Source organism: Candidatus Margulisiibacteriota bacterium (genome assembly GCA_041658645.1).
Lineage (GTDB): Bacteria > Margulisbacteria > WOR-1 > O2-12-FULL-45-9 > XYB2-FULL-48-7 > JBAZZV01.
Map to the genome: position 1 here is coordinate 334,285 of JBAZZV010000001.1, position 23,067 is coordinate 357,351.

General features: G+C 48.4%; 21 protein-coding genes and 1 other RNA gene. 10 read left to right on the forward strand and 12 right to left on the reverse strand.

Going from position 1 to position 23,067, the window contains the following annotated elements; translation table 11 throughout:
- Window positions 1-146: 146 nt before the first annotated feature.
- The 12 genes from ssrA to WC903_01575 form a co-directional block, all read right to left on the reverse strand.
- Window positions 147-573, reverse strand: a transfer-messenger RNA (tmRNA) gene (ssrA, locus tag WC903_01520).
- Between the two features lie 161 nt (window positions 574-734).
- Window positions 735-1,196, reverse strand: coding sequence for a hypothetical protein (locus WC903_01525; protein MFA5892637.1), 462 nt, complete (start codon window positions 1,194-1,196; stop codon window positions 735-737).
- Complete coding sequence (locus WC903_01530) at window positions 1,193-1,375, reverse strand: hypothetical protein (protein ID MFA5892638.1); 183 nt, start codon at window positions 1,373-1,375, stop codon at window positions 1,193-1,195. The genes WC903_01525 and WC903_01530 overlap by 4 nt, the downstream gene beginning before the upstream one ends.
- Window positions 1,356-1,835: an SsrA-binding protein SmpB gene (smpB, locus tag WC903_01535; GenBank protein ID MFA5892639.1), complete on the reverse strand. Its 480-nt coding sequence runs from the start codon at window positions 1,833-1,835 to the stop codon at window positions 1,356-1,358. The genes WC903_01530 and smpB overlap by 20 nt, the downstream gene beginning before the upstream one ends.
- A 173-nt stretch (window positions 1,836-2,008) precedes the next feature.
- Window positions 2,009-2,665 carry a 4-hydroxy-tetrahydrodipicolinate reductase gene (gene dapB, locus WC903_01540; protein ID MFA5892640.1) on the reverse strand — a complete coding sequence of 219 codons (657 nt, stop codon included), beginning with the start codon at window positions 2,663-2,665 and terminating at the stop codon, window positions 2,009-2,011.
- Window positions 2,662-3,114 carry a dUTP diphosphatase gene (gene dut / locus WC903_01545; protein MFA5892641.1) on the reverse strand — a complete coding sequence of 151 codons (453 nt, stop codon included), beginning with the start codon at window positions 3,112-3,114 and terminating at the stop codon, window positions 2,662-2,664. Before dut ends, dapB begins: the two co-directional genes overlap by 4 nt.
- A 126-nt stretch (window positions 3,115-3,240) precedes the next feature.
- A complete protein-coding gene (locus WC903_01550; protein MFA5892642.1) occupies window positions 3,241-4,503 on the reverse strand; it encodes a pitrilysin family protein in 1,263 nt (420 codons plus the stop codon).
- A 133-nt stretch (window positions 4,504-4,636) separates the two neighbouring features.
- Window positions 4,637-5,158: a nicotinate-nucleotide adenylyltransferase gene (nadD, locus tag WC903_01555; protein MFA5892643.1), complete on the reverse strand. Its 522-nt coding sequence runs from the start codon at window positions 5,156-5,158 to the stop codon at window positions 4,637-4,639.
- Window positions 5,155-6,411 (reverse strand): glutamate-5-semialdehyde dehydrogenase, encoded by a 1,257-nt coding sequence (locus WC903_01560; GenBank protein MFA5892644.1) that lies wholly within the window; start codon window positions 6,409-6,411, stop codon window positions 5,155-5,157. The genes nadD and WC903_01560 overlap by 4 nt, the downstream gene beginning before the upstream one ends.
- 64 nt (window positions 6,412-6,475) lie before the next feature.
- Window positions 6,476-8,302 carry a protein kinase gene (locus tag WC903_01565; GenBank protein MFA5892645.1) on the reverse strand — a complete coding sequence of 609 codons (1,827 nt, stop codon included), beginning with the start codon at window positions 8,300-8,302 and terminating at the stop codon, window positions 6,476-6,478.
- Window positions 8,290-10,416: a hypothetical protein gene (locus tag WC903_01570; protein ID MFA5892646.1), complete on the reverse strand. Its 2,127-nt coding sequence runs from the start codon at window positions 10,414-10,416 to the stop codon at window positions 8,290-8,292. The genes WC903_01565 and WC903_01570 overlap by 13 nt, the downstream gene beginning before the upstream one ends.
- 174 nt (window positions 10,417-10,590) lie before the next feature.
- Entirely contained in the window at window positions 10,591-10,977 is a 387-nt protein-coding gene (locus tag WC903_01575; GenBank protein ID MFA5892647.1) for a hypothetical protein, read from the reverse strand.
- A gap of 93 nt (window positions 10,978-11,070) precedes the next feature.
- Here WC903_01575 and WC903_01580 point away from each other — a divergent pair, with 93 nt between their 5' ends.
- The 10 genes from WC903_01580 to WC903_01625 all read left to right on the forward strand — a co-directional run.
- Window positions 11,071-11,487, forward strand: a complete 417-nt coding sequence (locus tag WC903_01580) for a hypothetical protein (protein MFA5892648.1) — start codon at window positions 11,071-11,073, stop codon at window positions 11,485-11,487.
- Window positions 11,488-11,711: 224 nt separating this feature from the next.
- The gene (locus WC903_01585) at window positions 11,712-13,100 is read left to right on the forward strand and encodes an RNA-binding domain-containing protein (GenBank protein MFA5892649.1); all 1,389 of its coding nucleotides are present in this window, start codon (window positions 11,712-11,714) and stop codon (window positions 13,098-13,100) included.
- Between the two features lie 84 nt (window positions 13,101-13,184).
- The gene (locus WC903_01590) at window positions 13,185-13,364 is read left to right on the forward strand and encodes a hypothetical protein (GenBank protein ID MFA5892650.1); all 180 of its coding nucleotides are present in this window, start codon (window positions 13,185-13,187) and stop codon (window positions 13,362-13,364) included.
- A 73-nt stretch (window positions 13,365-13,437) separates the two neighbouring features.
- Complete coding sequence (locus WC903_01595; GenBank protein MFA5892651.1) at window positions 13,438-14,040, forward strand: transcriptional regulator; 603 nt, start codon at window positions 13,438-13,440, stop codon at window positions 14,038-14,040.
- The gene (locus tag WC903_01600) at window positions 14,037-14,960 is read left to right on the forward strand and encodes a nucleotidyl transferase AbiEii/AbiGii toxin family protein (protein MFA5892652.1); all 924 of its coding nucleotides are present in this window, start codon (window positions 14,037-14,039) and stop codon (window positions 14,958-14,960) included. Before WC903_01595 ends, WC903_01600 begins: the two co-directional genes overlap by 4 nt.
- 375 nt (window positions 14,961-15,335) lie before the next feature.
- The gene (locus WC903_01605; protein ID MFA5892653.1) at window positions 15,336-15,671 is read left to right on the forward strand and encodes a hypothetical protein; all 336 of its coding nucleotides are present in this window, start codon (window positions 15,336-15,338) and stop codon (window positions 15,669-15,671) included.
- Between the two features lie 415 nt (window positions 15,672-16,086).
- Entirely contained in the window at window positions 16,087-16,836 is a 750-nt protein-coding gene (locus WC903_01610; GenBank protein ID MFA5892654.1) for an outer membrane lipoprotein-sorting protein, read from the forward strand.
- Window positions 16,836-17,579, forward strand: coding sequence for a hypothetical protein (locus tag WC903_01615; GenBank protein MFA5892655.1), 744 nt, complete (start codon window positions 16,836-16,838; stop codon window positions 17,577-17,579). The genes WC903_01610 and WC903_01615 overlap by 1 nt, the downstream gene beginning before the upstream one ends.
- Complete coding sequence (locus WC903_01620) at window positions 17,551-18,147, forward strand: hypothetical protein (GenBank protein ID MFA5892656.1); 597 nt, start codon at window positions 17,551-17,553, stop codon at window positions 18,145-18,147. The genes WC903_01615 and WC903_01620 overlap by 29 nt, the downstream gene beginning before the upstream one ends.
- Window positions 18,144-23,067: FlgD immunoglobulin-like domain containing protein (locus tag WC903_01625; GenBank protein ID MFA5892657.1), on the forward strand; the 4,924-nt coding region annotated here is incomplete at its 3' end. The genes WC903_01620 and WC903_01625, both read left to right, overlap by 4 nt.

Below are 23,067 nucleotides of genomic sequence, written 5' to 3' on the forward strand. Positions count from 1 at the left end.
GATGGTAATAGGGGCAAAATATAATCCGTTCGATATGTTATCAGCAGTAAATACAAATAATTTCACTTTTTGTAAAGATAGTTTAATGAGCGGGGGATAAAAAGTTGCCGGGGGCAACCGGAGAGGGAGTAGGGGGAGAAATAAAATGGTGGAGCTGGGGGGAGTCGAACCCCCGTCCGGAAAGGCAGTCGCGAGAATCGCTACGAGCGTAGCTTCAATTATTTAGTTCGCTTAAGATTTGACCCGAAACGAGGAATTTCCTAAGCTATCCGCTTTATTGTTTCCCCGACCGGCCAACCGGAGGAGCCGGACGAGTATCCGTCATAATAACGTCTTGACCCGGACCTAACGGCAAATCCGGAAGACGCGCCACTTATTTAATTAAGAGGCGAGTGCAAAAGCGTTGTCATTAGCGGCCAAGAAACTTGTTCTTGAAACCAGCCAATTGACGCCTTGCAAAGCTTGTTTTACGTCTGCATTTGTGACGTTGGCTACCGTGTTTAACGAGGCTTATAGCACCCTCGGCTCGCAATTCGCGCGGCCACAACTCCCCGTCAAAACCCTTACAGCCCCAAACTCATTCCGACGGGGCGTCGGAATGAGTAACTTCCAACTTCAAACCTCAAACATCCAAACAAAAGGCAATGAATAAATAACAATTACCAAAACATTTGGTGTTTATCAATTAGTATTTGCCATTTGTTTTGAAGTTTGAAGTTGGATGTTTGAAGTTTTTAGAAACTTTTTATAGTTTCCTTGATCAGCCCCAAGAACCCTTCAATTTGTTCCCCGGACATGTTGGTTAAAAGTTTGGCGAACTCCTGCCACGACTCGGCCTCTTCCATCAATTCCTTGTTCTCTTTGATGGCGATGATCTCATCCTCGATTGCTTTCTGGGCCTTGCGGTTGGCCTCTTCCATGGCTCCCTGCGGGTTGGTCATCCCGGTCTCGGCGATGACCCGGTCGATGATATCCTCGAACTTCAGCTCTTTTTCTTTCGCTTCGGTGGCGAGGAGGGCTATCCGGGTAGCGATCGAGTGGGCATCGAGTTCCGGTCCGCGGCCGATCCCCGGCTGGACCGGCGCCTTGACCGCCGGCTGGGGGGTGAGCTTCTCTTCCGGTCCCTTTTCCGGCTTGATCTCCTTGGGGGTGATCTGCGGGATGAACGGCCGCTCGCCCGGCCCTTTTATACTCATGATATTTTCATCTCTTTCAAGACCAGCTTGGAGATGAGCCTGGCGAGATCTTTAGATTTTTGCTCTTCAACCTCGGTGAGCGGCCTCTGCTTCAGCCCGGCCATTTCGCCGCGCACCAGTTTGGCCGCCTCGCTGTAAAGGTCACCCGCGGTGTATGTTTTATTTGTTCTTTCGGTCATGCCCTTTTCCTTTAAAAGCTTCCTCAATTTCTCTTTCAGCTGTTCGACGTCTAAGGGTATCACGTTTTTCGTACTTCTTTTTGGCTTTGGCTAAGGCCAGATCGACCTTGGCCCAATTACCATCAAAGTATACCTTAAGAGGTACGAGTGTCAATCCTTTTTCGGCCACTTTACCGACCAATTTCACCAAAACTGACTTTTCTAACAAGACCTTACGGGGACGGAGCGGATCGATCTGCCGCTGATCGGCGGAGGAGTAAGGGGAGACGTGGACATTGTAGAGCCAGATCTCGTTGTGCTCGACCCGGCCGAAACTGTCCGCGAGGTTCAGGTTCCCCCGGCGGATCGACTTGACCTCGTTGCCGGTCAGCACCAGGCCGGCTTTATAGACATCGATTATGGTGTAATCGAAGCGGGCTTTCCGGTTCTCGGCGGCAACTTTATAATAGGTGCTAGACATCAGCCCTCACCACTGTAGGTTATTACAGCCCTCATCCGACTAGCAAAGCTTTAGCACCTTCTCCCAGGGGGAGAAGGTGTTTCGCAAAGCAGCTAAGCGCAGTACCCTCTCCCTCTGGGAGAGGGTGAGAGTCCTCAACGTTAGCGGGTGAGGGCTGTAATAATCGGGTGAGTTTAGAGCAGATTTTCAAGCCCGTAGACCAATCCCTGAAGGTCTTTGATCTGGCGGATCGCCATGACGACCCCCGGCATGAACGAGTCGCGGGAGATGGAATCGTGGCGGATAGTGAGCGTCTGCCCCAGCCCCCCGAAGATAACTTCCTGGTGGGCGACGAGGCCGGGGAGGCGGACCGAGTGGATCGGGACCTCTTTCCCCATGAGGTGTCCGGTCTTGATGGCGGTACCGGACGGTTTGTCGACTTTGCTTTCATGATGGTACTCGATGATCTCGGCTTTTGGCATATATTTAACCGCTTCTTTGGCGAAGCGCATCATCAAGACCGCGCCGATGGCGAAGTTCGGGGCGACCAGGCAATTAACTTTATACTTTTCGCAGAGCATTTTGATCTCGTGGAGATTGGCGTCGGTCAGGCCGGTCGTGCCGATGACCCCGTGCGCTCCGGCGGCGAGGATCGCCCGGATATTTTCCATGACCACTTGCGGGCGGGTAAAGTCGACCACGACCGAAGCTTTTTTTTCTTTGATCGTCTTGGCCAGGTCATCGCCCAGGTCTAATTCGGCCACCAACTCGAAGTCAGCCTCGGCCTTAACTGCCTTGACCGTCTCCAGCCCCATTTTTCCTTTAGCTCCATTGACGATGACTTTGATCATGACTTACCTCCTGTTGAACCGAAACCGCCGGCGCCGCGCTCGGTCTCCGGCAGCTCGGCCACTTCCTCGAATTCGATCCGTTCAATTTTATTGATGATCATCTGGGCGATCCGGTCGCCGCGCTTGATTGTCAGCTCTGCTTTACTGTGATTCATTAAAATTACGCCGACCTCGCCGCGATAGTCGGCATCAACTGTACCGGGTGTGTTGAGTACCGACACGCCTTGCTTCAAGGCCAAACCGGATCGCGGCCTGACCTGGGCTTCGTAGCCCTCTGGCAGGGCGAGCGCCAGGCCGGTCGGGACCAGTTGCCACCCGCCTGGCGGAATAACTATCTGGCCGCTGACGGCGGCATAGAGGTCCATTCCGGCGGCGTGCGGGCTCATATAGGCCGGTTGAGGTAGATCTTGGCCGTGCGGGAGCCTTTTAAGCTTAACGATCAGTTCCATGGGTATATTATAGCACTTAGTGAACTTAGTGCCCTTAGTGTCTTTACCCCTATCCCCCATCCCCTTCCCCCTTATTAAGGGGGAAGGGGAGAAGAGGGGTTAGGGGTCGTTGACGGAGAAGTAGCCTTAACAGCGCAGTTCTTTGACCGGGAGTTCTTCCAGGTCGCCGATGACGGTCAGGGTAAGGTCCTCGCTCCGGAAATACTTATTGGCCAGGCGGACGATATCGTCATTCGTTACCCGGTCTACTTTCTCGAACATCTCGTCGATCGAAACGCTCCGGCCGTGATAAAATTCGCTCCGGGCGATGTAGCTCATCCGGGAAGCGGTCGATTCCAGGCCAAGGACCGTCGTCCCTTTCAAGAATTCTTTCCCCCGCTCGATTTCCCCGGCCGTCAGGCCTTCCCGCTTGATATTGACGAGTTGCTCGATGATCAGGTCGATCACCTGGACCATATTCTCTTTGCTGGTGCCGGCGTAGGCGTAGGCCAGCCCGAGATCGCGGAAGGGTGAGGAGGTGGAATAGATGGCGTAGGCGAGGCCCCGTTTCTCCCGGACCTCCTGGAAGAGGCGCGAGCTCATGCTCCCGCCGAGGATGTTCTCCAAAATGGCAAAGGCGTAACGGTCGTCATCGACCTGCGAGGGACCGAGCGTGCCGAGGCAGAGATGGGTCTGTTCGGTCTTTTTATATTTCAACGCCAGGCTCCCTTTGACCACCGGCTGGGGTTGGGTCTGGGGGATGTCTTCCCCTTTGGCCTCCCCGAAATACGGGGTCAGGCGTTCGATCAGGTCTTTCGGGATATCTCCGGCCAGCGAAATGATCATGTTGCGCGGCGAATAGCGGCGTTCCAGATATTTAATGATGTCGTCCCGCTTGATCGCCCGGACCGTTTCCGCCAGGCCGATCGTCGGCTGGCCGAGCGGGTGGCCGTGGAGTATCTGTTCGGTGAAGAGGTCGTGGATCAGCTCGTCGGGCGAATCCTCGTACATCTTGATCTCTTCGAGGATGACCCCTTTTTCGGTCTCCATTTCTTTGGGGTCGAAGAGGGAGTTCAAGACCATGTCGGAGAGGACGTCGATCTGGGTGTCGATGTGGCGGTCGAGGACGACGGCGTAATAGACGGTCACTTCTTTGCTGGTGTAGGCGTTCATCTTGCCGCCGACGGCGTCGAGGGCGTGGGCGATCTGGAAGGCCGACCGTTTTTTGGTCCCCTTGAACATCATGTGCTCGATGTAGTGGGAGATGCCGGCTTCCCCGTGGGTCTCGTTCCCCGAACCGGTGCCGACCATGATCCCCATGGCGACCGAGCGCATCGTCGGTATCTCTTCGGTCAGGATCCGGAGGCCGTTCGGCAAAACGACCTTCTTAACATCAGGCAGGGTGTTCATGGGGTAACCTCCAACCTCAAACTTCCAACTTCAAAACAAATAGCAATAAATAAAAGACAAAATCCAATTATTTTGGTATTTATTATTTGGAGATTGCCGTTTGTTTGGATGTTTGAGGTTGGAGGTTTGAAGTTCATTTGTATAGCCCCTTTTGTTTAATGAACGCTTCGACTCTTTTCGGGACGACCCTGCCGACTGGTCGCCCGGCCCGGATCTTGGTCCTGATCTGCGACGACGAAATATCTTCTTTCTGCCGGGGGAAGACGATAAAACTGCACAGCTTAAAGAGCTCGAGCGGTTTTTTCCAGTCGAGGAGCTCGTTGATCGAATCGAGCCCCATGATGAAAAATAACTTCGCCCGGGAGCCGTACTTCTTCTTTAACGCGCGGAAGGTGTCGACGGCGTAAGAAAAGCCGGGGCGATCGAGCTCGATCCGGGAGACCGAATATTTCCTCTTTCCCCAGATCGCCAGTTTGACCATCTCCAGCCGGAGCTCTTTGTCGATGACACCGGCGGCCGCTTTATGCGGCGGGTTACCGGAGGGGATGAAGATGATCTCATCGAGGGCGAACTCTTTTTGGGCCGCTTTAGCCAAAGCTAAATGCCCCTTGTGGATCGGATTAAACGTCCCGCCCATTATCCCGATCCGTTTCATACGCGGACTTGGCCGTTGCCGTCGACCAGATATTTATAAGACGTCAGCTCGGCTAATCCCATTGGCCCGCGGGCGTGGAGCTTTTGGGTGGAGATGCCGATCTCGGCGCCAAAGCCGAACTCAAAGCCGTCGGTGAAGCGGGTCGAGGCGTTGACGTAGACCGCCGCCGCGTCAACTTCAGACTGGAACTTCGCGGCCGCTTTTTTATCTTTAGTCACGATCGTCTCCGAATGTTTCGTCCCGTATTTGTTGATGTGGGCGATCGCGTCAGCGGTCCCGGCCACGACCTTAACGGCCAGAATGAGCGAGAGGAACTCGGTCGACCAATCTTCTTCGGCCGCCAATTTAACTGTCGCGTCGATCTTTCTGACCGCGGCGTCGCCGCGCAATTCAACACCGGCCTGCCGCAGCTTTTTAAATAATGGCGGTATAAATGCCGCCGCTATTTCTTGGTCGATCAGCACGGTCTCAATGGCGTTACAGACCGAAGGCCGGCCGCACTTGGCGTTGGCGACTATCTCCGTCGCCATCTTCAGATCGGCGCTCTTCTCTACATAGGCGTGGCAGTTCCCTTCGCCGGTCTCGATCACCGGGATGCTCGATTCTTTGATGACCGTCCGGATCAACCCCTGGCCGCCGCGCGGGATCAGGACGTCAACAAATTCCCGGGCGCGCATCAGCTCCTGGGCGCTGGCACGCGAAGTGTCGGCAATTAATTGGAGACAACCTTCCGGCAAGCCGGCGGCGCTCGCCGCCTCCACGATGACCCGGGTGATCTCGACGTTCGAGCGGATGGCGTCCGATCCGCCGCGCAGGATCACAGCGTTCCCGGCTTTCAAGCACAGGGCCGCTGAATCGACTGTCACGTTCGGCCGCGCTTCATAAATAATGCCGATAACGCCTAAGGGGACGCGGACCTTTCTGATCTTGAGGCCGTTCGGCCGGGCCCATTCCGATATTATTTCGCCGATCGGGTCGGGGAGCGCTTTGACCGCGTTCAGCCCCTCGATCATTCCTTGGATCCGTTGGCCGTCAAGCGAGAGGCGGTCGAGGAGGGATCTCGAGAGCTCTTTCTTTTCTCCGGCTTCGAGGTCGATCGAGTTCGCGGCGAGGATGGCGGCGGCGTTCTTCTCCAGCGCTTCGGCCATTCGCTCGAGAGCGTAGTTTTTAACCTTGGTCGGAGTGATGGCCAGTTGGCGTGAGGCGGCTTTGGCGAGTTTCCCTTTTTGGGCGACTTCTGAACTGTTCACGATGGGGTTATTATAACACCATGGATCGGGGGTTGTCAGCTTGGGAAAGATCGGAATAAATTATGTTTTAGGCGGGCGGTAAAAGTGTTTCAAGCGCAGCAATACATGCCTGACAGGTTGGATATCTCATATTTCTGTCTTTTGCCAGCATATGGTTTAAGACGGTTGCCAATTGGTCCGACACATTTACCTTCATTCTTATATCCTCTACACTTGTAGCTGCTAAGACCTTTGCACCATAAATTGCGAAGTTTTCGTTTGCACACTCACTAAAAGGAGGCTTTCCTGCAAGCATTTCATATAAGATTGCGCCTACAGCATATTGATCGGCCCTTCCGTCTATATCTTTTTCTCCTTTCCATTGTTCAGGCGGCATATAGGCGGGAGTGCCTATCGACCAACCCTCTTGGGTTATCTTTGGTCCACTGACTCCAGTTAGTTGGACTATTCCAAAGTCGGCTATCTTAACTGTTTCTTCTCCTGGTTTTTTTTCATCAGGCACAATAAAAATATTATCCGGCTTCAGGTCTCGGTGGATTATGCCATTTTTATGAACCACTTCAAGGATTTTAACTAGGGCCAAGGCAATTTTTAAAGCGCGATCGGTAGGAAGTTTATTGCCGTTATCCTTAAGCACTTCTCCTAAAGTAGGATATGAGACATATTCCATCGATATGCAAGGGATAGTAGGCATCTTGACTTTGATTTTTTCTCCCAGAGGAGTCCCGATCATTTTCTCATAAGGCACATGCTCGAGATTGAGGGCTTCGATAAAATGCACCACCCCTCTTAACGGAGAAAGATTTGCCATAGCTTGTATTTCTCTCTCTTCAAAACGCCTTATAATCCCTTCTTCTTCTAAATGAGCCGGAAGGGGAGCCTTGAGGACCGCTAACCTTTTGTCCACAACATCAAAAACGACTGAAGCAACCGCCATCCCGCCTCTGCCAAGTTCTTTAAGAAAAACATACCGTTGCGTTAAAGAAGACGGCCTAACGTCAGGTTTGATTATTAGCTTAGATAGTTGTAAGAGAGTGGTTTCCAATTCACTAATCTGGGTAAGCAGATGTTGATTAGATGAAATTGATTCAGCTTCCAAACCCTGGAGCTGGGTGGCGAGGTCTTGATTGGCAAAGTAAAAATTGGTTGCCAGTGACTGTATTTTTTTTAATTGAACACCCGTTTCTTGCAGATCACGTTGCGTTTGTTCTAATGCGGTTTGTAAGTCAACAATTTGCTTATTTGCCTCCGGTGGATAAAGCACCTCCGGTGGGAGAGAAGCTGCCGGCATAATTTCCGTGCCGGTTCCAAGGCTTGGAGCCGGAAGAGGTGAGAATACTTCTTTTAGTGGGCCTTGAGAAGAGGTTGGCGTTGATCGCGCCGATTGTTCTGGCATCGGCATAATAACAGTTGGCGCTAAAGTTGATTCGGATTTCACTCTTATTGATGATGGGTTGAGTTTAGCCAAAACTGCTTTTGCGAGTAATCCCAGCTCCGGGTGTTCCTTGAGGGGCTCCAGGGCAGCCCAGATAGCTTTCGGATTTTGGTAAACTTTTTCTTCTGCCAACTGAAGAAGCGCCCTTTTTCTCGAGCCTATTTCATATCTGTTTTCCCTGTTGGCAATGAGATCTAGGCGGACTGTCTCTAACACTCGTGCGGTCCGGGCAGTACTTTCCAGCGGCTTTGTTGGCTCGAGAATATCAATTCTTAACAGTGCTTGAGTTGCCAAATTCACAACTTTTGGTTCGCAATCAGTTTTCCCGTCCATGATCGGCCGCAGGAAATATTTATCCAAATTCCGCGTGGTTCTTTGGCAGGAGACCTTCGGCAACCTTTTTTCGAAGAACCGGCGCATAATTTCGGGCGTTATATTGGCGGCGCTTATTTTAGCCATTTATTATTCCTTAATTTTTGAGCTAAGAAAGCGGCTGCATCGGCGACAGCGCGATCATTGTTGATAGCTTCTTTATCTAACATATTTGAAATCCAATTACTTAATTCTTCTTTTTCTTCGGCAGAAGGGGCGCCACGCCGCAGCTCCCCGACAGCCGCTTGCAATAAATTCAAAGCTTCGACTGCAGTTTCCGGCACTTTCAGGGCAAAGCGAGGCTGAGATACTACCTGAGCCGCCGGTGGCAGTGATTTTGCTCTGTCCACCCCCAGGAATTTGAGCGCAGTTTGGGCATCTTCTTCTAATTCTTTGACGGCAACCAAAGGAAGAATGGCCTTGATAAGGAGCGGCTTGGCGTCGTCACCGAAAACAATTTGTTCGTTAGGGTTAGTGTTGACAATGCCTCTTAAAATGTCGCGCTTAAGCCTGAGGGTGGCCCCGGGGTTTTCCAGCACTCTGATCTGTCTCAGTTCATGTTTGGGAATAACGGCCAAGCCGGCAGGCGGATGACTAGACGCTACCGGGGCGGGAGTTCCAGCTACTGGTGGAGGGGGTGGAGCGGAATCGCGGTCTGCCGGTATGGCTAATCTTGTAATTATTTCCACAACCCAATTACTTAATAGTTCTTTTTTTTCGGCGGAAAGAGCACTCTTTACTTGTGGAGGGGGCGAGGTGGAATCGTGGTCTGCCGGTAAGTACTCGTCGGGCATGAATCTTTTACATATTTCCACAACCCAATTTCTTAATTTTTCTTTTTCTTCGGCAGAAGGAGCTCTATACCACAACGCCCAGACAGCGTTATGTAGTAAATTTACAGCTTCGTCTGCAGTCTCCGGAACTTTCAGGTCAAAGCGAGGCTTGGATGGTTCCGGTGCGGATGGGAGGGGAGATTGAGAAGCCATCTGAGTCGCTGGTGACGGTAATCTCGCGCTGCTTACTTCGAGGAAACTAAGCGCAGCCCTGGCCTCCTCTTCTAATCTTTTGGCACCAATCAAAGCGCGAAAGGCCTTAATAAGATGCGGTTTGGCAACGTCGGAAATGACAATGCGTTTATTTGGGTCGGGGTGAATGATGCCTCTTAAAAAATCCTGCGTTATGGTAATAGTGCATGATGTGTCATTCTCGGAAAATATTACACGGGCATGTGGTGATTGGTCGTAGCCTGCTTTGGGAGTAAGTATCAATTGAAGGCCTTCGCCATGCCAGGCTTGTTGTAAAACGCCTTTTAACCTAACTGGAATATCAATTTCTTTGATATCTGTGTCACAAATATCTGGCTTGAATACAAGGTTTTCTGAATTTGGATCAGTGAATAATCCCTTTATTTTATCAAAACAATTTGCTGGAATTCCCGCTTTTGCAACAGTCCCATGCGCCCAGAGCGATCTAGTCTCGTAGAATCTCTCTTCTATCTTTTCTAAAATTTCATCAGACATTTTTCCGAGTTCAGGGGATTCGCACAATGGCCCCAAAGTTTTGCGAATATGAGATAGATCGGCAGAATCCATGTCGGGATATATGCTGACTATCCTCTCCCTTAAATCTTCCAAAGCTTTCAATCTGGATGAAATTGCTATTCTGCCGCTATCATCGGCAATCAAACTTAACATATCCCCATAATCTATTAGAGATGGAGGGACAAATGGCGCGGACGAAATAACGTGATTCGACATTGGTTTAGCATTAGGAAAACCCGGACCGGTCGATGTTTCCCGCGTCATTGATGGGAGGGGAGACTGAACTGTTGATGGCAGTGGTTCTGCGCTGTCTACTCCCAGGAATTTGATCCCCAGGGATTTGAGCGCAGCAGTTCGGGGATCTTCTTTAAGTTCTTTGATGGCAACCGGCTCTGGTGATTTGGGGGGCCTGACATTCGGAAGGTCCCTTGCCCGCTGGATTATTTCTTCTTGTAGCAATGCAGCATCGCGGAACACATTGGGCGCAACTTTTTCTTGACTAAAAGCGATAGCGATAGGTTCTATTAACCGTTTAGTAATAGCTCCAAGCGTTGCTTTATTTGTTGCGTTTTTTAAAGTTCGTGCACGGAGGCCGGTTAGAACCAGTTCCCAGGGGTGTTTGCCTCCAGGATAAATTGATTCAAAAGGTACTTTAGCCATTTTATTTGTCCTCCTGTTAAAATTTACGTCTCGAAAACGCCATCCTTTTCTCTTTCGACAGCTCTTCCGATAAAGTTCACTTTTCCTTTATTTAGTGTAGAAAGTTCTACGGGCCCTCCGTAGGCGGGCGGCGTTCATTCGGATCAGCTGACTAATATCCACGACCGTATCCTTTTAGACCACTATCCCTCTCTTCTTCAATTTCTCGGTCAGGCGCGCTTCCAGGGTCTGGGGAAGCGCCTCCTCGCGGATCGCTTGGCGGAGCAACGGCTTGTCTTGGTCGGTTTTGATCTGGCTGGCAATGTCATTGATCGCGGTCCGCTCTTTGGCCAGACCGATCACCTTGGCGATGCCGTAAAGGACCCCCCCCACGCCGATCGACAGGGCGTTCACGAGCCAGGCGACGACGGCGGTGCTGTAGAAAAATTTTTTTCCGGCGCCGAGCGAATAAACGTGCGGCAGGCCGACTTCGCCAAAGCGGCTCACCGAGGCCTGCAGGGCTGATCTTGGCCGGGCGGCGGCCAGCGGGGCGGCAACTCTGGCGGTCATTGCTATGTTCATTTTCTTTTTCTCCTCATGATCTGGGACAGATTATCTGGCTTGCCACATATATATCAGCCGGAACAGTATAAAATTTCATTTATTTTTGCTCTTATGTATTACGCATTTCGCGTTACGCCATACGCGCTTGTCCCGAGCGAAGTCGAGGGATTACCCGTTACGATTGGCCTCAAGGTAGACGAGCTCATCAATTCTCAACAATGGGGAACAGGCACAGTAGAGCAGGTGCCACCCAAGCTCCGGCTTGGCTTGGCCTATAAATCGCCTAACCCAGGCCTCTTTGCCCTCGATCTCGCCCAAACGATCAAACCGGGTTATTCGCCCGAGCTTTCAGGCGGGTACGAATACAGCCTGGGAGGGTTATCCTTGCGCTTGGGCTATGTTGATAGTGGCTTGCCGGCCGGAGCCGGCTTCCAGGTCAACCACACTCGAGTCGACTACGCCTACGCCACCCAGCGGGCCCTGTCCAGGGATAACGTCCATCGGATATCGCTTTCCGGGATTTGGTGATGGCGAGGCGGAGATGTTGGCAATGGCCGGCCATCGCTCCCGAGTGAAAATAGCCCTTGCCACCATAGATATGCCAAGCTCTGCCGCGTTGAGAGCATCATAAAACCGATCTTAGAGGCTATACTTTGAAAAAGGTGAATACGACATTGATAAATAAAAGTCGTTCAGGCTGACCGATCTGGGGCGGACCCTTTTAGCCGCTTATTATGGTAAAATTGCATAGAATGCAAAAGAAAGAACTGCTGAAAATCATCAAATCCGGTGAAGCATTGAAGGTTGAATTTAAATCTTCCGCGTCAAACCTTGACCGGATCGGGGAGATCGTTTGTTCTTTTGCTAATTCCAGGGGTGGGGACATTTTAATCGGCGTCTCTGATGACAGGCAGATTGTTGGTGTTGAGGTGGGGCGGCAAACCGTGGAGCGGATAGTCGATATTATTGTAGATAATTCCGATCCTAAAATATACCCCGAAGTAACCGCAGTATCGATCGGCGCCAAACAGATCATTGCCATAAAGGTAAACGAAAGCCACGACAAGCCCCATCTCTATCAGGGGCGGGCGTTTATCCGTATCGGTAAGAACACCAAGCCAATGAGCCGTAATGAATATGAGCGTTTGTTGATAAAAAGAAGCAAGACAGACATCCAGTACGACCGGGAAGAATGCGTCGGGGCCAGGTTGCGGGACATTGACTGGAAAAAGGTTAAATGGTTTAAGTCTGCTTATAAAGATATTTCCGGGCGGGATATATCCTCATCAGAACAAAAACTGCTGGAGGGCTTGGGTTGTATAAAAAATGGGAAGATATTAAACGGCGGAATGCTGTTGTTCGGAAAACAGCCTGATAAATTCATTCCCCAGAACCAGATTACGATCGTCAGATACCCGGGAGAAGGCGTTTCCGACCGTTACCTCGACATCAAGGACTTTTACGGCAATTTGTTCGATCTCATCGATAAGGCTGATGAATATATTAAGGAGCACATTCAGATCGCTTCCCGTCTGATCCCCGGACAGATCCCCCGCGAAGAGATTCCTGAATACCCTTTTTATGCCATCCGCGAACTAATAGTCAATGCGGTGGCTCATCGCGATTACTTTATTTCCGGCAGCCGGATAATAATCAAAATGTTTAAGGGAAAGATAGAATACAGCAGTCCGGGCGGACTGCCGGAAGGGATCACCCCTAAGAACATGATTAATAAGCAGTCGTCACGCAACCCCACGCTGGTAAAAGTACTTAACCGGGTCAAGTATATCGAAGCGATCGGCGATGGCATTAACCGGATTTGTGACGCAATTAACGCCCACCCCTTAAAACCAAGAATGCCGGTATTTAAGGATGTTGGCGGGACGGTTATTGCCACTATGTTTGCTGCTGACTTAAACAAGATGAAAGAAAAGGAAATCGAACTGGAGCTTAATCAAAGACAAAAACAATTTTTGGGGAAATTAGGTGTTGAAGAGATGATTTCTTCATCTTCTTATGCGGAATTGTTTGATATAGACGAAAGGACGGCCAGAAGAGACCTTACTGAATTAACAAAAAAGGGACTCCTGCTAAAAGAGGGGCGGGGGTATAGAACGGTATATAAAAAGCGAGTTGATTAAGCTTCCGGACATTTCCGGACACTTCCGGACATTTTTGCTTGCGGGCACTTCCGGGCGTTTCCGGACACGATAAGGAGGATTCTCATGAAAATCGGCCAAAGGCTGATCCCCGCCAAAGGCGGGCAGGCGCCTCAGGCGGAAGCCAATCTCCCTCTTTTTAATATTGATGGATCGCCGCATGGCTGGATCCAGGGACAACGTCCACCGGATATCGCTTTCGGGAATTTGGTGATGGCGAGGCGGAGCCGAGACCACCGTAAGTGAAAATAGCCCTTGCCACCACTTCCCTAATGCTATACACTTATTGGTAAATGTGCTGAAATAGGGAGGGTTCTTTATGGGAATTAAAAGTACTAAGCTTATAGCTTTTTTTAAGAAAAGGGGCGGGCTGGCCGGCTATGCGGAAATAATAGCGGCCGGTTTTAACAAAGCCCTTCTTAAATCCGTTCTCAACTCCGGTCAGGTCCAAAAGATCGATCGTGGCCTGTATCGGCTATCAGCGGGTTCTCTGCTTTCAAACCCCGATATTGTGGCCGCTTTGATTAAAGTGCCGAAAGGTATTCTCTGTCTTCTTTCCGCGCTGGCCTTTCATGAGGCAACCAGCGAGATCCCCCGCTATGTGGATATTGCTATTCCGCGCGGGAAGCATGCTAATAAAATTAAATATCCGCCGGTAAGATTTTACCGCTTTGCGCCCAATATCTGGGAGGCAGGGTTTGAGGAGCATGAAATTGAAGGCCGCGGGATCAGAGTTTATAGTCTTGCCAGGACAATCGTTGATTGTTTTAAATTCCGCAATAAAATAGGGCTGGATGTCGCGCGCGATGCCCTCAAGGTTGCGGTAACGGAAAAAGGAATAAAGCCAAAAGAGATCATGAGATATGCCAAGCTCTGCCGCGTTGAAAGCATCATAAAACCGATCTTAGAGGCGATAATTTGAAAAAGGCGGTCAAGAACGTTCCGGCCTCGATCCGGGCCCGGCTGCAAAATATAGCCAAAGAAACCGGCCGCCCATTTTCCGAAGTTCTGCAATATTACGGGATGGAGCGGTTTCTCTATAGGTTTAGCCGCTCTGAATACGCTGATCAATTTATATTGAAGGGCGCTCTTATGTTTACCGTTTGGCGAGTCACTGAAAGGCGAACGACGCTCGATATCGATTTTTCGGCGCATTGTAGCAATCCGATAGAAGCTCTCGAGGAATTAATTAGAGAGGTGTGCGAAGTCCCGGTAATCCCAGACGGGCTTGTTTTTGATTCGGCAAACGTTAAAGGTAAAAAGATAAAAGAAAACGCCGATTATGAAGGGGTGCGCGTAAAATTCCGGGGGTGGTTGGGGCGCTCGCGCATCACGATGCAAATTGATGTGGCTTTTGGCGACGTCATTTATCCCAAGCCCAGGCTTATAGACTATCCTGTTATCCTGGGTCTGCCAAAACCCCAACTTAAAGGCTATCCGGTTGAAAGCGTCGTCAGTGAAAAGTTTGAGGCCATAGTTAAGCTCGGTTCTCTTAATAGCCGCATGAAAGATTTTTATGATCTCCGGCTGATGTTACGCCGGTTCGATTTTGATGGCATCAGGCTTACCGAGGCGTTAAAGAGAACTTTTAGCCATCGCCAAACACCTTTGCCGGAGGATAAGCCGATCTTTGCCGAAGAAATCTACAATGAGAGATCCGACCGCCAAACTTTATGGCAGGCTTTTTTGAAAAAAGGGGATATCAAGCATGCCCCGGAGAAGTTGAGTGATGTGGCCGGAGAGATCGAAAAATTTATAATTGATCCTCTTGATGCGGTCAGAAAAGGGGAGAAGTTCAATGAAAAATGGAAAGCCGCTGGACCGTGGAAAGCGGCGAGATGATTGCGCGTCACGCGGGTTGACTATGCCTACGTCACCCAGCGGGCCCTGTCCAGGGATAATGTTCACCGGATATCACTTTCGGGGATTTGGTAAAACCCCACACATACGCTGAAATTATTTTGATCCCCCCGCCCGCCGTCACCTGATGGATGTTAATCGCTAATCCCAAATCGGCCCCTTCTTTCGGCAGGGGCTTCCTTTTTCCCCATAGCCCAAAAAGCGGGAAGTGAGCACAAGTTAAACCGGCCAAAGGCCGATAATATATACGTGCTGATATGGTTAAGAAAAAATGCACATGGAAAAGTGCAGTGAAATTTTCGCCAAAATCTGCCGATAAACATCAGGATAGCCTAATCGATCTCTGGAGATATATCAATGAAATTAGACGATAAAATACAAACCAGACGAGTTGCTTATCTCCTCAAAGGAGAGCAATCTACTGCCTTTGAGCTTGCTCTATTATACTATATATTAGCCACGCGCAGAACAGCAGCAGGGAAAATCGCGGATGCCCACGGCAAGTCAATACAATGGTTAAGGTCTGCAGGTATCAATGTTGCTGACAACAGTAATTTGGAATCGATTGAACAAATTCTTGCGAATAATAAGGCCATGATCTGTCAGCCGGTTAAAGCGGCTGGAGCGGACGCGTTGGTGCACGCCATCCCGATGTTTCATCGGGATTTTGGGTTAGTCCCGCAGTTGCAATAGATTATTTAGTATTGCGGGACCGATCACTTAGGCATTGACGGACTGGTCTCGGTTTCTCACCGAAAGGTGGGGGATCGGGATTAGTCCGTCTTTTTTTTGCCGGTAGTCCGGTGGTCAGGTGGTTTGGTCGTCCAGTGGCAGTGTCGAGATTCCGTCAAAGGGTGACGAAAAATCCGACAGTTGCCCGGGGCAAAAATATGAAAATTATGATAAAAACGGGAAAATACAAGATGGGGATAGCTGGCAATAAAATTGCTTCCTATACATTATAATGGTGTTGATGGTAATGGCGAAAAGGAGTAATAAACATGGTAAAATATAGATGTTCAAAAACGGAGGCGCGGCATGCGTGATTCTGATACCTCGCGTATCTATCTTAATTCTCCCCTCACATATTTTCGTAAAGGAGTAAATCATGTATAAAAAGTTGTTTGTGATTGCAGCCGTAGCTTTATTCGCTTTTTCCGCGACCGCTTCTGATTTGACCACCGAGGATATTATTGCAAATATTCAGGCCAATCAAACCAAGATCCACGACATGTATGCCGAAACCACGACTACGATCACTTCGAGCATGACCATGCCTGGCCAGGAGAGTAAAGGTCCGCAAACGATGGTGCAGAAGGGCAAAATGTGGACAAAGGGACAAGATAAATCAAAGATCGAGATTCTGTCGCCGACAAGGCAGATTACGATTACTAATGGAGATATCATAACCGTTATCAATCAAGATACTGGTCAATCGTTTACCCAGGACTTATCGAAAACGCGCGAAAAAGCTGGGCTCCCAGGTGGCGGATCGATGGATTTAGCCAAAGCCCTCAATTATTTCGATCTATCTATCGTACAAAAAGATAATCAATACATTATCAGCGGTAAGCCAAAACAATCAAACAAGTTTCTGGGTCGGATGGAGTTTTATATCGATTCCGACCGCTGGTTGCCTGTCAAAATCATCATGTACACGCCGGCGGATAAGGTCATGAGCACGACGGAGATGAGGTATAAGAAAATATCTGATATTTGGGTCGCTACGGAAACCTCGTCAGCCGCGACCACACCGATGGGGGCGATTAAAACGGAGATGGTGTTTGAGAATGTCAAGGTAAATCAGGGGATTGCGGATCGTGAGTTTAGAATCTATATGAAGGGAAGGATGCAATAATGTGTAATATTAGGCCTATATTTTTAGGGTTCTTTTTCTTTCTTGTTTTTATTAGTCAAGCTTGTGCGACGTATTGGGGCCCTTTTGTCCCAAGTTTTCCGGATAATAATCTGACAGTAAATATACAAGGGGAAAATAAATTGATTGTCGGTAAAGACATAGAATTAGAAGTCGGATATTTATATTCTCTTTACAATGATGAAATAAATGCTTTAATTAATGACCCCAGTTCTTTTTCCATAATTCTTCCACCCGATTTCTCCATAAAAAGCTCAACCCTTTTTTCCAAAGCAGTTCCAAAGGCGGCTTATTTAATTGGAACGCCAACTAAAGAGGGTGTGTATTCTATTAAAATCGTCACAACTGTTCCAAGAGAAATTCAAAAAGAAATCAAACTCCGTCTCTTTAGAGAGGAAGTTATTAATTTGGGATTTAATCCGGACAGGATTCCGAAAGGATATTATAGAAACCCATATTTTACCGGCGTTATAAATTTGGTCCCATTCCCCGTTGGTATTGGTTATTTTTATATTGATGAGGTCTTTATTGGCAAAAATGATCCGACAAATAATACCCCAATGAATTCCATGGTTACTCGATTCATTTTGCCAGCATTATTTTCTTTACCGCTTGAAAGCCCATATCGTATTTTTATTCTTTCGGCAGGGATGCTTTTCGATACTTACAATTGCATAAGTTTAGTAAATAAGAAGAATGAATACGCTTCGGAATTTAAAATATAGAAAGGAAGTTGTTTTTATGCGAACGAGAAATATTGCAATGTCTGTGATCCTATTATTCGTTTTGCCATTTATGCAAGTAGCAAGGGCAGAACTCCCAAATAATAATCAGTACAATCAAGGCAAATTTGATTTAATGATCATTACAAAAACAGGGGAAACAATTTCGTATATAAATGCTCGAAATGGTTTGAAATACTCTGAGGCGGGGCAAGATTGGTATATTACAAGAGGAGGGAAAAAGATTACTGAGCCTGAATTTTTAAAAGCAATTGGCCAAAATGAGCGAGCCAATCAAATATTGCAAAGCATGGCTGGCGTGAGACTTGCCGATATTATTGGAGGAGGGCTCCTACTCATCGGTGGAACATTATTCTGGACAATAAATGATACTGCAATAACCAATGCCGCTGTTTCAATGATTGTTGCGGGTATATCTATAGGTATATTTGCGACCATTATTTCTCGCGTTTTGCCAAAACATTACTTAACTATTGAAGAGGTAGAGTATCAGATAGGTCTCTATAATGCGCAACTTATGAAGGAACCCGTGTCTGAAGATAAAAAATGATTATTCGATATAAAATTATAATCTGCCTGCTGATAGCTATCTTTGGCTATAGTGCTTATGCAAGTAATATAGAAGGGACAAAAACTTATAAGGATTATATTTTTATATTGGTTCATGGCCTAAATAGTAACAAGGGGATTTTTACGGGAGAAAAAGGGTTCGGCGATCTAAAAGGATTCCTCGAGAAACCAACTGATCAGGGTGGTTTAGGATTGAAAGGGCATGTTTTCGCTTATACTTTTAATGATCCTTCCGGTGATTACATGAGCAAAGCAAGGGAATTGGGTGACCGTAAATATAATAATGTACCTGAAATGGATGGCCTTTGTTGGCTGGAAAAAGCCAAAAAAGATTTTGTTAATTCTAACCCTGCCGGCACGCCGGTCCCGGATAAATATATTTTAGTAACACACAGCGCTGGGAATCTGGCGGCCCGAGCGTACATTTATTCAAATAATTTTAGTTTTAGACCCTTATGGGGAGATGCATTTGGGCACAAAGCAGAAGAAGGATTTTATCAGAATGATGTGGATAAGGTAGTATTTGTAGCCGCACCCTTCACTGGCACAGGAGCTACTTATTTATATTGGCAAGCATGGTGGGACATTGCTCCGTATTTTGGCACAAAAACGGATAAGTGGCTTTGTGCGGACTGGGATGCAAAATGGCAGTCTTTACAGAATGGTGTCGGAAAGGTATTGGAAACCTTTGATATTTATGAGATATATAATATGCTTAAAGGTTCACCATCGAATCCCTTTTCTCCTTATTTGTCGGCGGCAAGTTTTGGCGGAGCGAGTGCTCTTGGCTTAGCATTCGTTAAAAATATTTACAGTACTGGTCCTGGTGAGTCTAAAATTTCAGTCCCTTGGAGCCCGGGGGTGGTACAGTTATTCCCTTCAAATGCCGCGGCTCTTTCATCTCTGACGTACTTATCTACAGGTCAGCCAAACATTGCAACATTAGCGCCTGTTGTTGGATTATTAAATTCTTCAATTGACGGTCCCAGATTTGTTGGGGCCTTAAATAATGCAAAATTATCTGATCCGGCGGAAGAGCCAGCTTATAGCATTTTTTACGGTAGAGGGATCCCAACCTATGATCCTGTTACGACCGCCACCTTTGCTGGATTAAAAGAAATATATCAACGCAGAAATGCGGACAGTCTATCCGAGTTTTTCCAAAAGCCCCCAAAAACAGAGGCGGGTTCAGGCGATATGATCGGCTCATTTTTCGACCTTGATTATCAGAAAGCGACTCTATTACAGCCGGGTTTTTGGGCTCTTCCTACTATACAAGCAAAGTTCTTAAGTTTGGCAATGGCAAGAACCATGGATAAGCTTGACATTGCGGAATATTTCTTTGGGGGAGGATATTTTACTCAAGATGGGGACTTTTTTGTCCCAGTTGGAAGTGCTAGTGGGGATGAAGTTGGCCATTTGAAAAACGCCCAAAGACGGTCATATACTTTTAAGGCAGATCATTTTGAAAATTACTTAAATGATCAATTTATTAAAGAGGTTGCAGTTACAGAAGCAGCAATCGCTACGGCGGCTTATTTTGCATCGTTAAGTGGCGTCCCTTATCAAACCGCTTGGGAAAGTTTTTGGTGGATGAGGATCCCGGCTGCTTTAAGCTTAATTGATAAAGTTTATTATGACCTTGATGGATTGAAGAAAAGTTTGGAGGCACATGGCCGAATTCTTGATCAACAAGACCTTGTAAAAACAGCTATTTTGGATACTTTTGCAATTGCCACGATCACTGATCTCCAAACTGTCGCTACCGGCGAAGTCGGCGGTTCGCCAGAAGCGACGACTCTTTCTTTTTCTGTTGGTCCAGCCGTCCCCTCCGGATTTGAATCGATCAAGGTCAAAAGCGTGGCCGAAAATCGGGCCACCAGTGGTGCTGTCAATTTGCCTGTCCCTATGACGCTTAAAGCGCTGTCTGCTACCGGAGAGGGAGAGAGAAAATATGTAACGTCGATAATGGTAACCAAGCCGCCCGAGCGAATTGCTGGAAAATTGAACTATCTAGTCCCAAAATTGATGAGATCATTTGAATATTCCTTTAATTTCGCCGCCTGGAAGCCGATCGAAAATGTTAATCCGGAAACAGGGGAATTTGTTTTGGAGAATTTGCCCTTTGCGGAAGGGCAAAACGTTCTGGCGATAAGAAGCGAGAACGCGGTGGGAGTAAAGGCGCATCAGCTTATGACCTTTACCCTCAACACCGTACCGCTTTTGTCTACTGGCTACGACCCAGCGCCTCAATTCTACATTAATGATAATAAACACGATATATACGTCGAATTTAATATGACCAAGTATTCTAAAATTAGCGATCTGTCATTCGATTCCATGACTCTTGACGGCGAGACGGTCGTTCCGGAGACGGAGATTGTTCCCGATGATTACCATCTCAAATTAAAAGTAAGATACAAAATACCATCGGACAAGCCCCTGAAAGATGGTGAACATAGGGTAGTAGTCAGGGTCAACAGCGAAGTCGGCTCGGCGCAGGCGATCTGGCCGTTTTATGTCGACACCAAACCGCCGTTCATCTCTATTGAAGCAATCGCGCCCTTCAGCCCCAGAGCTCCCGCGACGATCAGATATAACGCATCCGATGAGGTTTCCCCTAATCTTCTTGCCGCCCGTTGCGACCTCTACGATTCAAATGACAATTTCATAACGAATATAGCCACTTCAGATACCGTTGCCAAAGGCGATAATTTCTTTACTTGGGATCCAAACCTTGTCCCGCCGCCGGCGGACGGAGAGTACAAAGTTAAGATCAAGATTTTCGACCTGCCCAAAAACTCCGCGATTGCCGAACAACCTGTTGTTATAGATTCAACTCCGCCGGTTGTCGCCGGAGTAAACGTCGAACCTAATCCCCTGACCTCAAAGACCACGGAACTGGGCTTAACGACCAGGGTCAATGAAAAGTCGACGGTAATCATCAGGCTTAATAATACAACCAATAATTCGACAACTGCGTATTTAACACAGGCAATAAAAGCGCCCGACGGCGGCAGTTTTATTGCCTCTTATATTTGGAAATATAACGATATGTTATCAAAGGGGCCGGAAGACGGGATTTATAACGTGGAGGTTATCGCTCGCGACGAAGCCGGGAATGAAAGTGCGCCGAGGACGCTGGAAGCGGTCAGAATTGACCGGACACCGCCGAAGATTTACGGGCAGATCACCAGCCCTTATGTGCTGTCGAATATAGGGAGCAACGCTTATAAAACAACGCTGTCCTACAATCTTTCCGAGGCAAAAAGTGCGAAGGTAAAAATATATAATTCCAACACAGGCGCTCTTGTCAATACTATTCCTGTCGCTCCGGCGGTCAATGGCGCGAACGAAATTAACTGGGACGGGAGCAGCGCTTCACTGCCCAAAGGAGCGTACCGCTTTCAAATAATTGCGGAGGACGATGTCGGCAACATCGGGACAGCCTATGCCTCCTGCGTCAAAGACGGGATCGCCCCGGAGATTTCCTATCCGGCAGAAGACAACACGGTAGTCACTGGCACTATCTCGATCCGCGGCACAGCGATCGATCCCGACTGGACTAACGACAAGCCGTTTAAAGATTATCGGGTTTACTATAAGAAATCAGGCGAGGATTGGAAAACGGACTTTGTTGAAGTCCCGCAGGTTAACCGCGATCCCAAAGACCCGAAGAATATCTCCATTCGGCCCCTGCAGAACAATTCGACCTTAGCCTATTTGTATACGAATAATTTGGCGAACGGCGATTATACGATTAAAGTTGAAGTTAACGAGGAGAACGGCGAGACATTGGCTGCCACTCGGCTTATTAGGGTCAATAATGACCCAATGACCGCTTCTTCAATTCAAGTTCCTTATGTAAAACTGAAACCCGTGCCAGCGACAATTGAATTCAAGCCCGACGACTCCATCAAACTTCCTCTCGGCTTTATCAACAGTGTCAAACCGGCTAACGTCTATCTTGAAGTTATTAAGACGGGTACGTTAGAAACCCCCGTCTATTTCAAATACTTCCCGAATATCCTCGGTGCGCCGTTTATCGGTAAACCCGATTATAAACCCGGAACCGATCTTGGTTACTTTATCTGGAGCGATGACGACGGGTATCACTTGCGCTGGTCGGCTGACGGCAGTAATCACAAGTTTACCGGAAACATAATTATAACCGGTGGGGCTGGTTATTCAGATGTTAAAACGATCGGCGGCGGGATCAAAGTTCAATCGCCGCTAATTAACTGGGACAGCTCAATTTCCGGCGGTGAAGGCGGCCTCGATTTTAAGGCGGCCTCCGGCCAGCTCATGATCACCGCGAAAACGGATGAAGACCCGGCTTCTCCCTCAATTACCGCTGATAATGTTTATCTCGGCGTTTCCCGATATTCTCAACAGTACCTGCCGATCATCATTGACGTTGCCGGCCAGCGGCTGGTGGATATTTCCAGCATGGGAAAAGCCGCTGCATCATCAAATCTTGAACGGTCAACCCAAACGATCGACTGGAACGGCAAGCTCGATACCAGCGCTTATCCTGACAGCGGCAGTTATGTCGTGCGGGTCCGGGCGGAAGGGGTGGATGGAGTAGGGGTCGCTACCGATGAATCGATGGTAGAAATCAAAACCCCGTTTGAAATTTCCAACTTAAGAGCTGATCCTGTCGACCGAAAGTTCAGCACTTTGGGCGGCATTGATCGAGTTTCTGTTTTCTATAATGTTTCCAAGGATTCAATTGTTACGGCGAATGTTTTTGACGACAGCGATAAATATGTTGCGACTATTGCTAATGGGAAAGAGGTTCTGGGGACAACCAATCTGAATAACCAGCTCTCGGTGGTCTGGCGGGGCAATTTCCCCGATCCTGACAGTGGGACGGTGGTAACGGGAGGGACGTATAAGA

Coding starts and splice junctions, on each gene's coding strand:
- WC903_01610 (MFA5892654.1), top strand. CDS start 16,087: ATGTATAAAAAGTTGTTTGTGATTGCAGCCGTAGCTTTATTCGCTTTT.
- WC903_01605 (MFA5892653.1), top strand. CDS start 15,336: ATGAAATTAGACGATAAAATACAAACCAGACGAGTTGCTTATCTCCTC.
- dapB (MFA5892640.1), bottom strand. CDS start 2,665: ATGATCAAAGTCATCGTCAATGGAGCTAAAGGAAAAATGGGGCTGGAG.
- WC903_01575 (MFA5892647.1), bottom strand. CDS start 10,977: ATGAACATAGCAATGACCGCCAGAGTTGCCGCCCCGCTGGCCGCCGCC.
- WC903_01585 (MFA5892649.1), top strand. CDS start 11,712: ATGCAAAAGAAAGAACTGCTGAAAATCATCAAATCCGGTGAAGCATTG.
- WC903_01580 (MFA5892648.1), top strand. CDS start 11,071: ATGTATTACGCATTTCGCGTTACGCCATACGCGCTTGTCCCGAGCGAA.
- dut (MFA5892641.1), bottom strand. CDS start 3,114: ATGGAACTGATCGTTAAGCTTAAAAGGCTCCCGCACGGCCAAGATCTA.
- WC903_01590 (MFA5892650.1), top strand. CDS start 13,185: ATGAAAATCGGCCAAAGGCTGATCCCCGCCAAAGGCGGGCAGGCGCCT.
- WC903_01550 (MFA5892642.1), bottom strand. CDS start 4,503: ATGAACACCCTGCCTGATGTTAAGAAGGTCGTTTTGCCGAACGGCCTC.
- WC903_01525 (MFA5892637.1), bottom strand. CDS start 1,196: ATGAGTATAAAAGGGCCGGGCGAGCGGCCGTTCATCCCGCAGATCACC.
- WC903_01530 (MFA5892638.1), bottom strand. CDS start 1,375: ATGACCGAAAGAACAAATAAAACATACACCGCGGGTGACCTTTACAGC.
- smpB (MFA5892639.1), bottom strand. CDS start 1,835: ATGTCTAGCACCTATTATAAAGTTGCCGCCGAGAACCGGAAAGCCCGC.
- WC903_01595 (MFA5892651.1), top strand. CDS start 13,438: ATGGGAATTAAAAGTACTAAGCTTATAGCTTTTTTTAAGAAAAGGGGC.
- WC903_01620 (MFA5892656.1), top strand. CDS start 17,551: ATGAATACGCTTCGGAATTTAAAATATAGAAAGGAAGTTGTTTTTATG.
- nadD (MFA5892643.1), bottom strand. CDS start 5,158: ATGAAACGGATCGGGATAATGGGCGGGACGTTTAATCCGATCCACAAG.
- WC903_01565 (MFA5892645.1), bottom strand. CDS start 8,302: ATGGCTAAAATAAGCGCCGCCAATATAACGCCCGAAATTATGCGCCGG.
- WC903_01615 (MFA5892655.1), top strand. CDS start 16,836: ATGTGTAATATTAGGCCTATATTTTTAGGGTTCTTTTTCTTTCTTGTT.
- WC903_01570 (MFA5892646.1), bottom strand. CDS start 10,416: ATGGCTAAAGTACCTTTTGAATCAATTTATCCTGGAGGCAAACACCCC.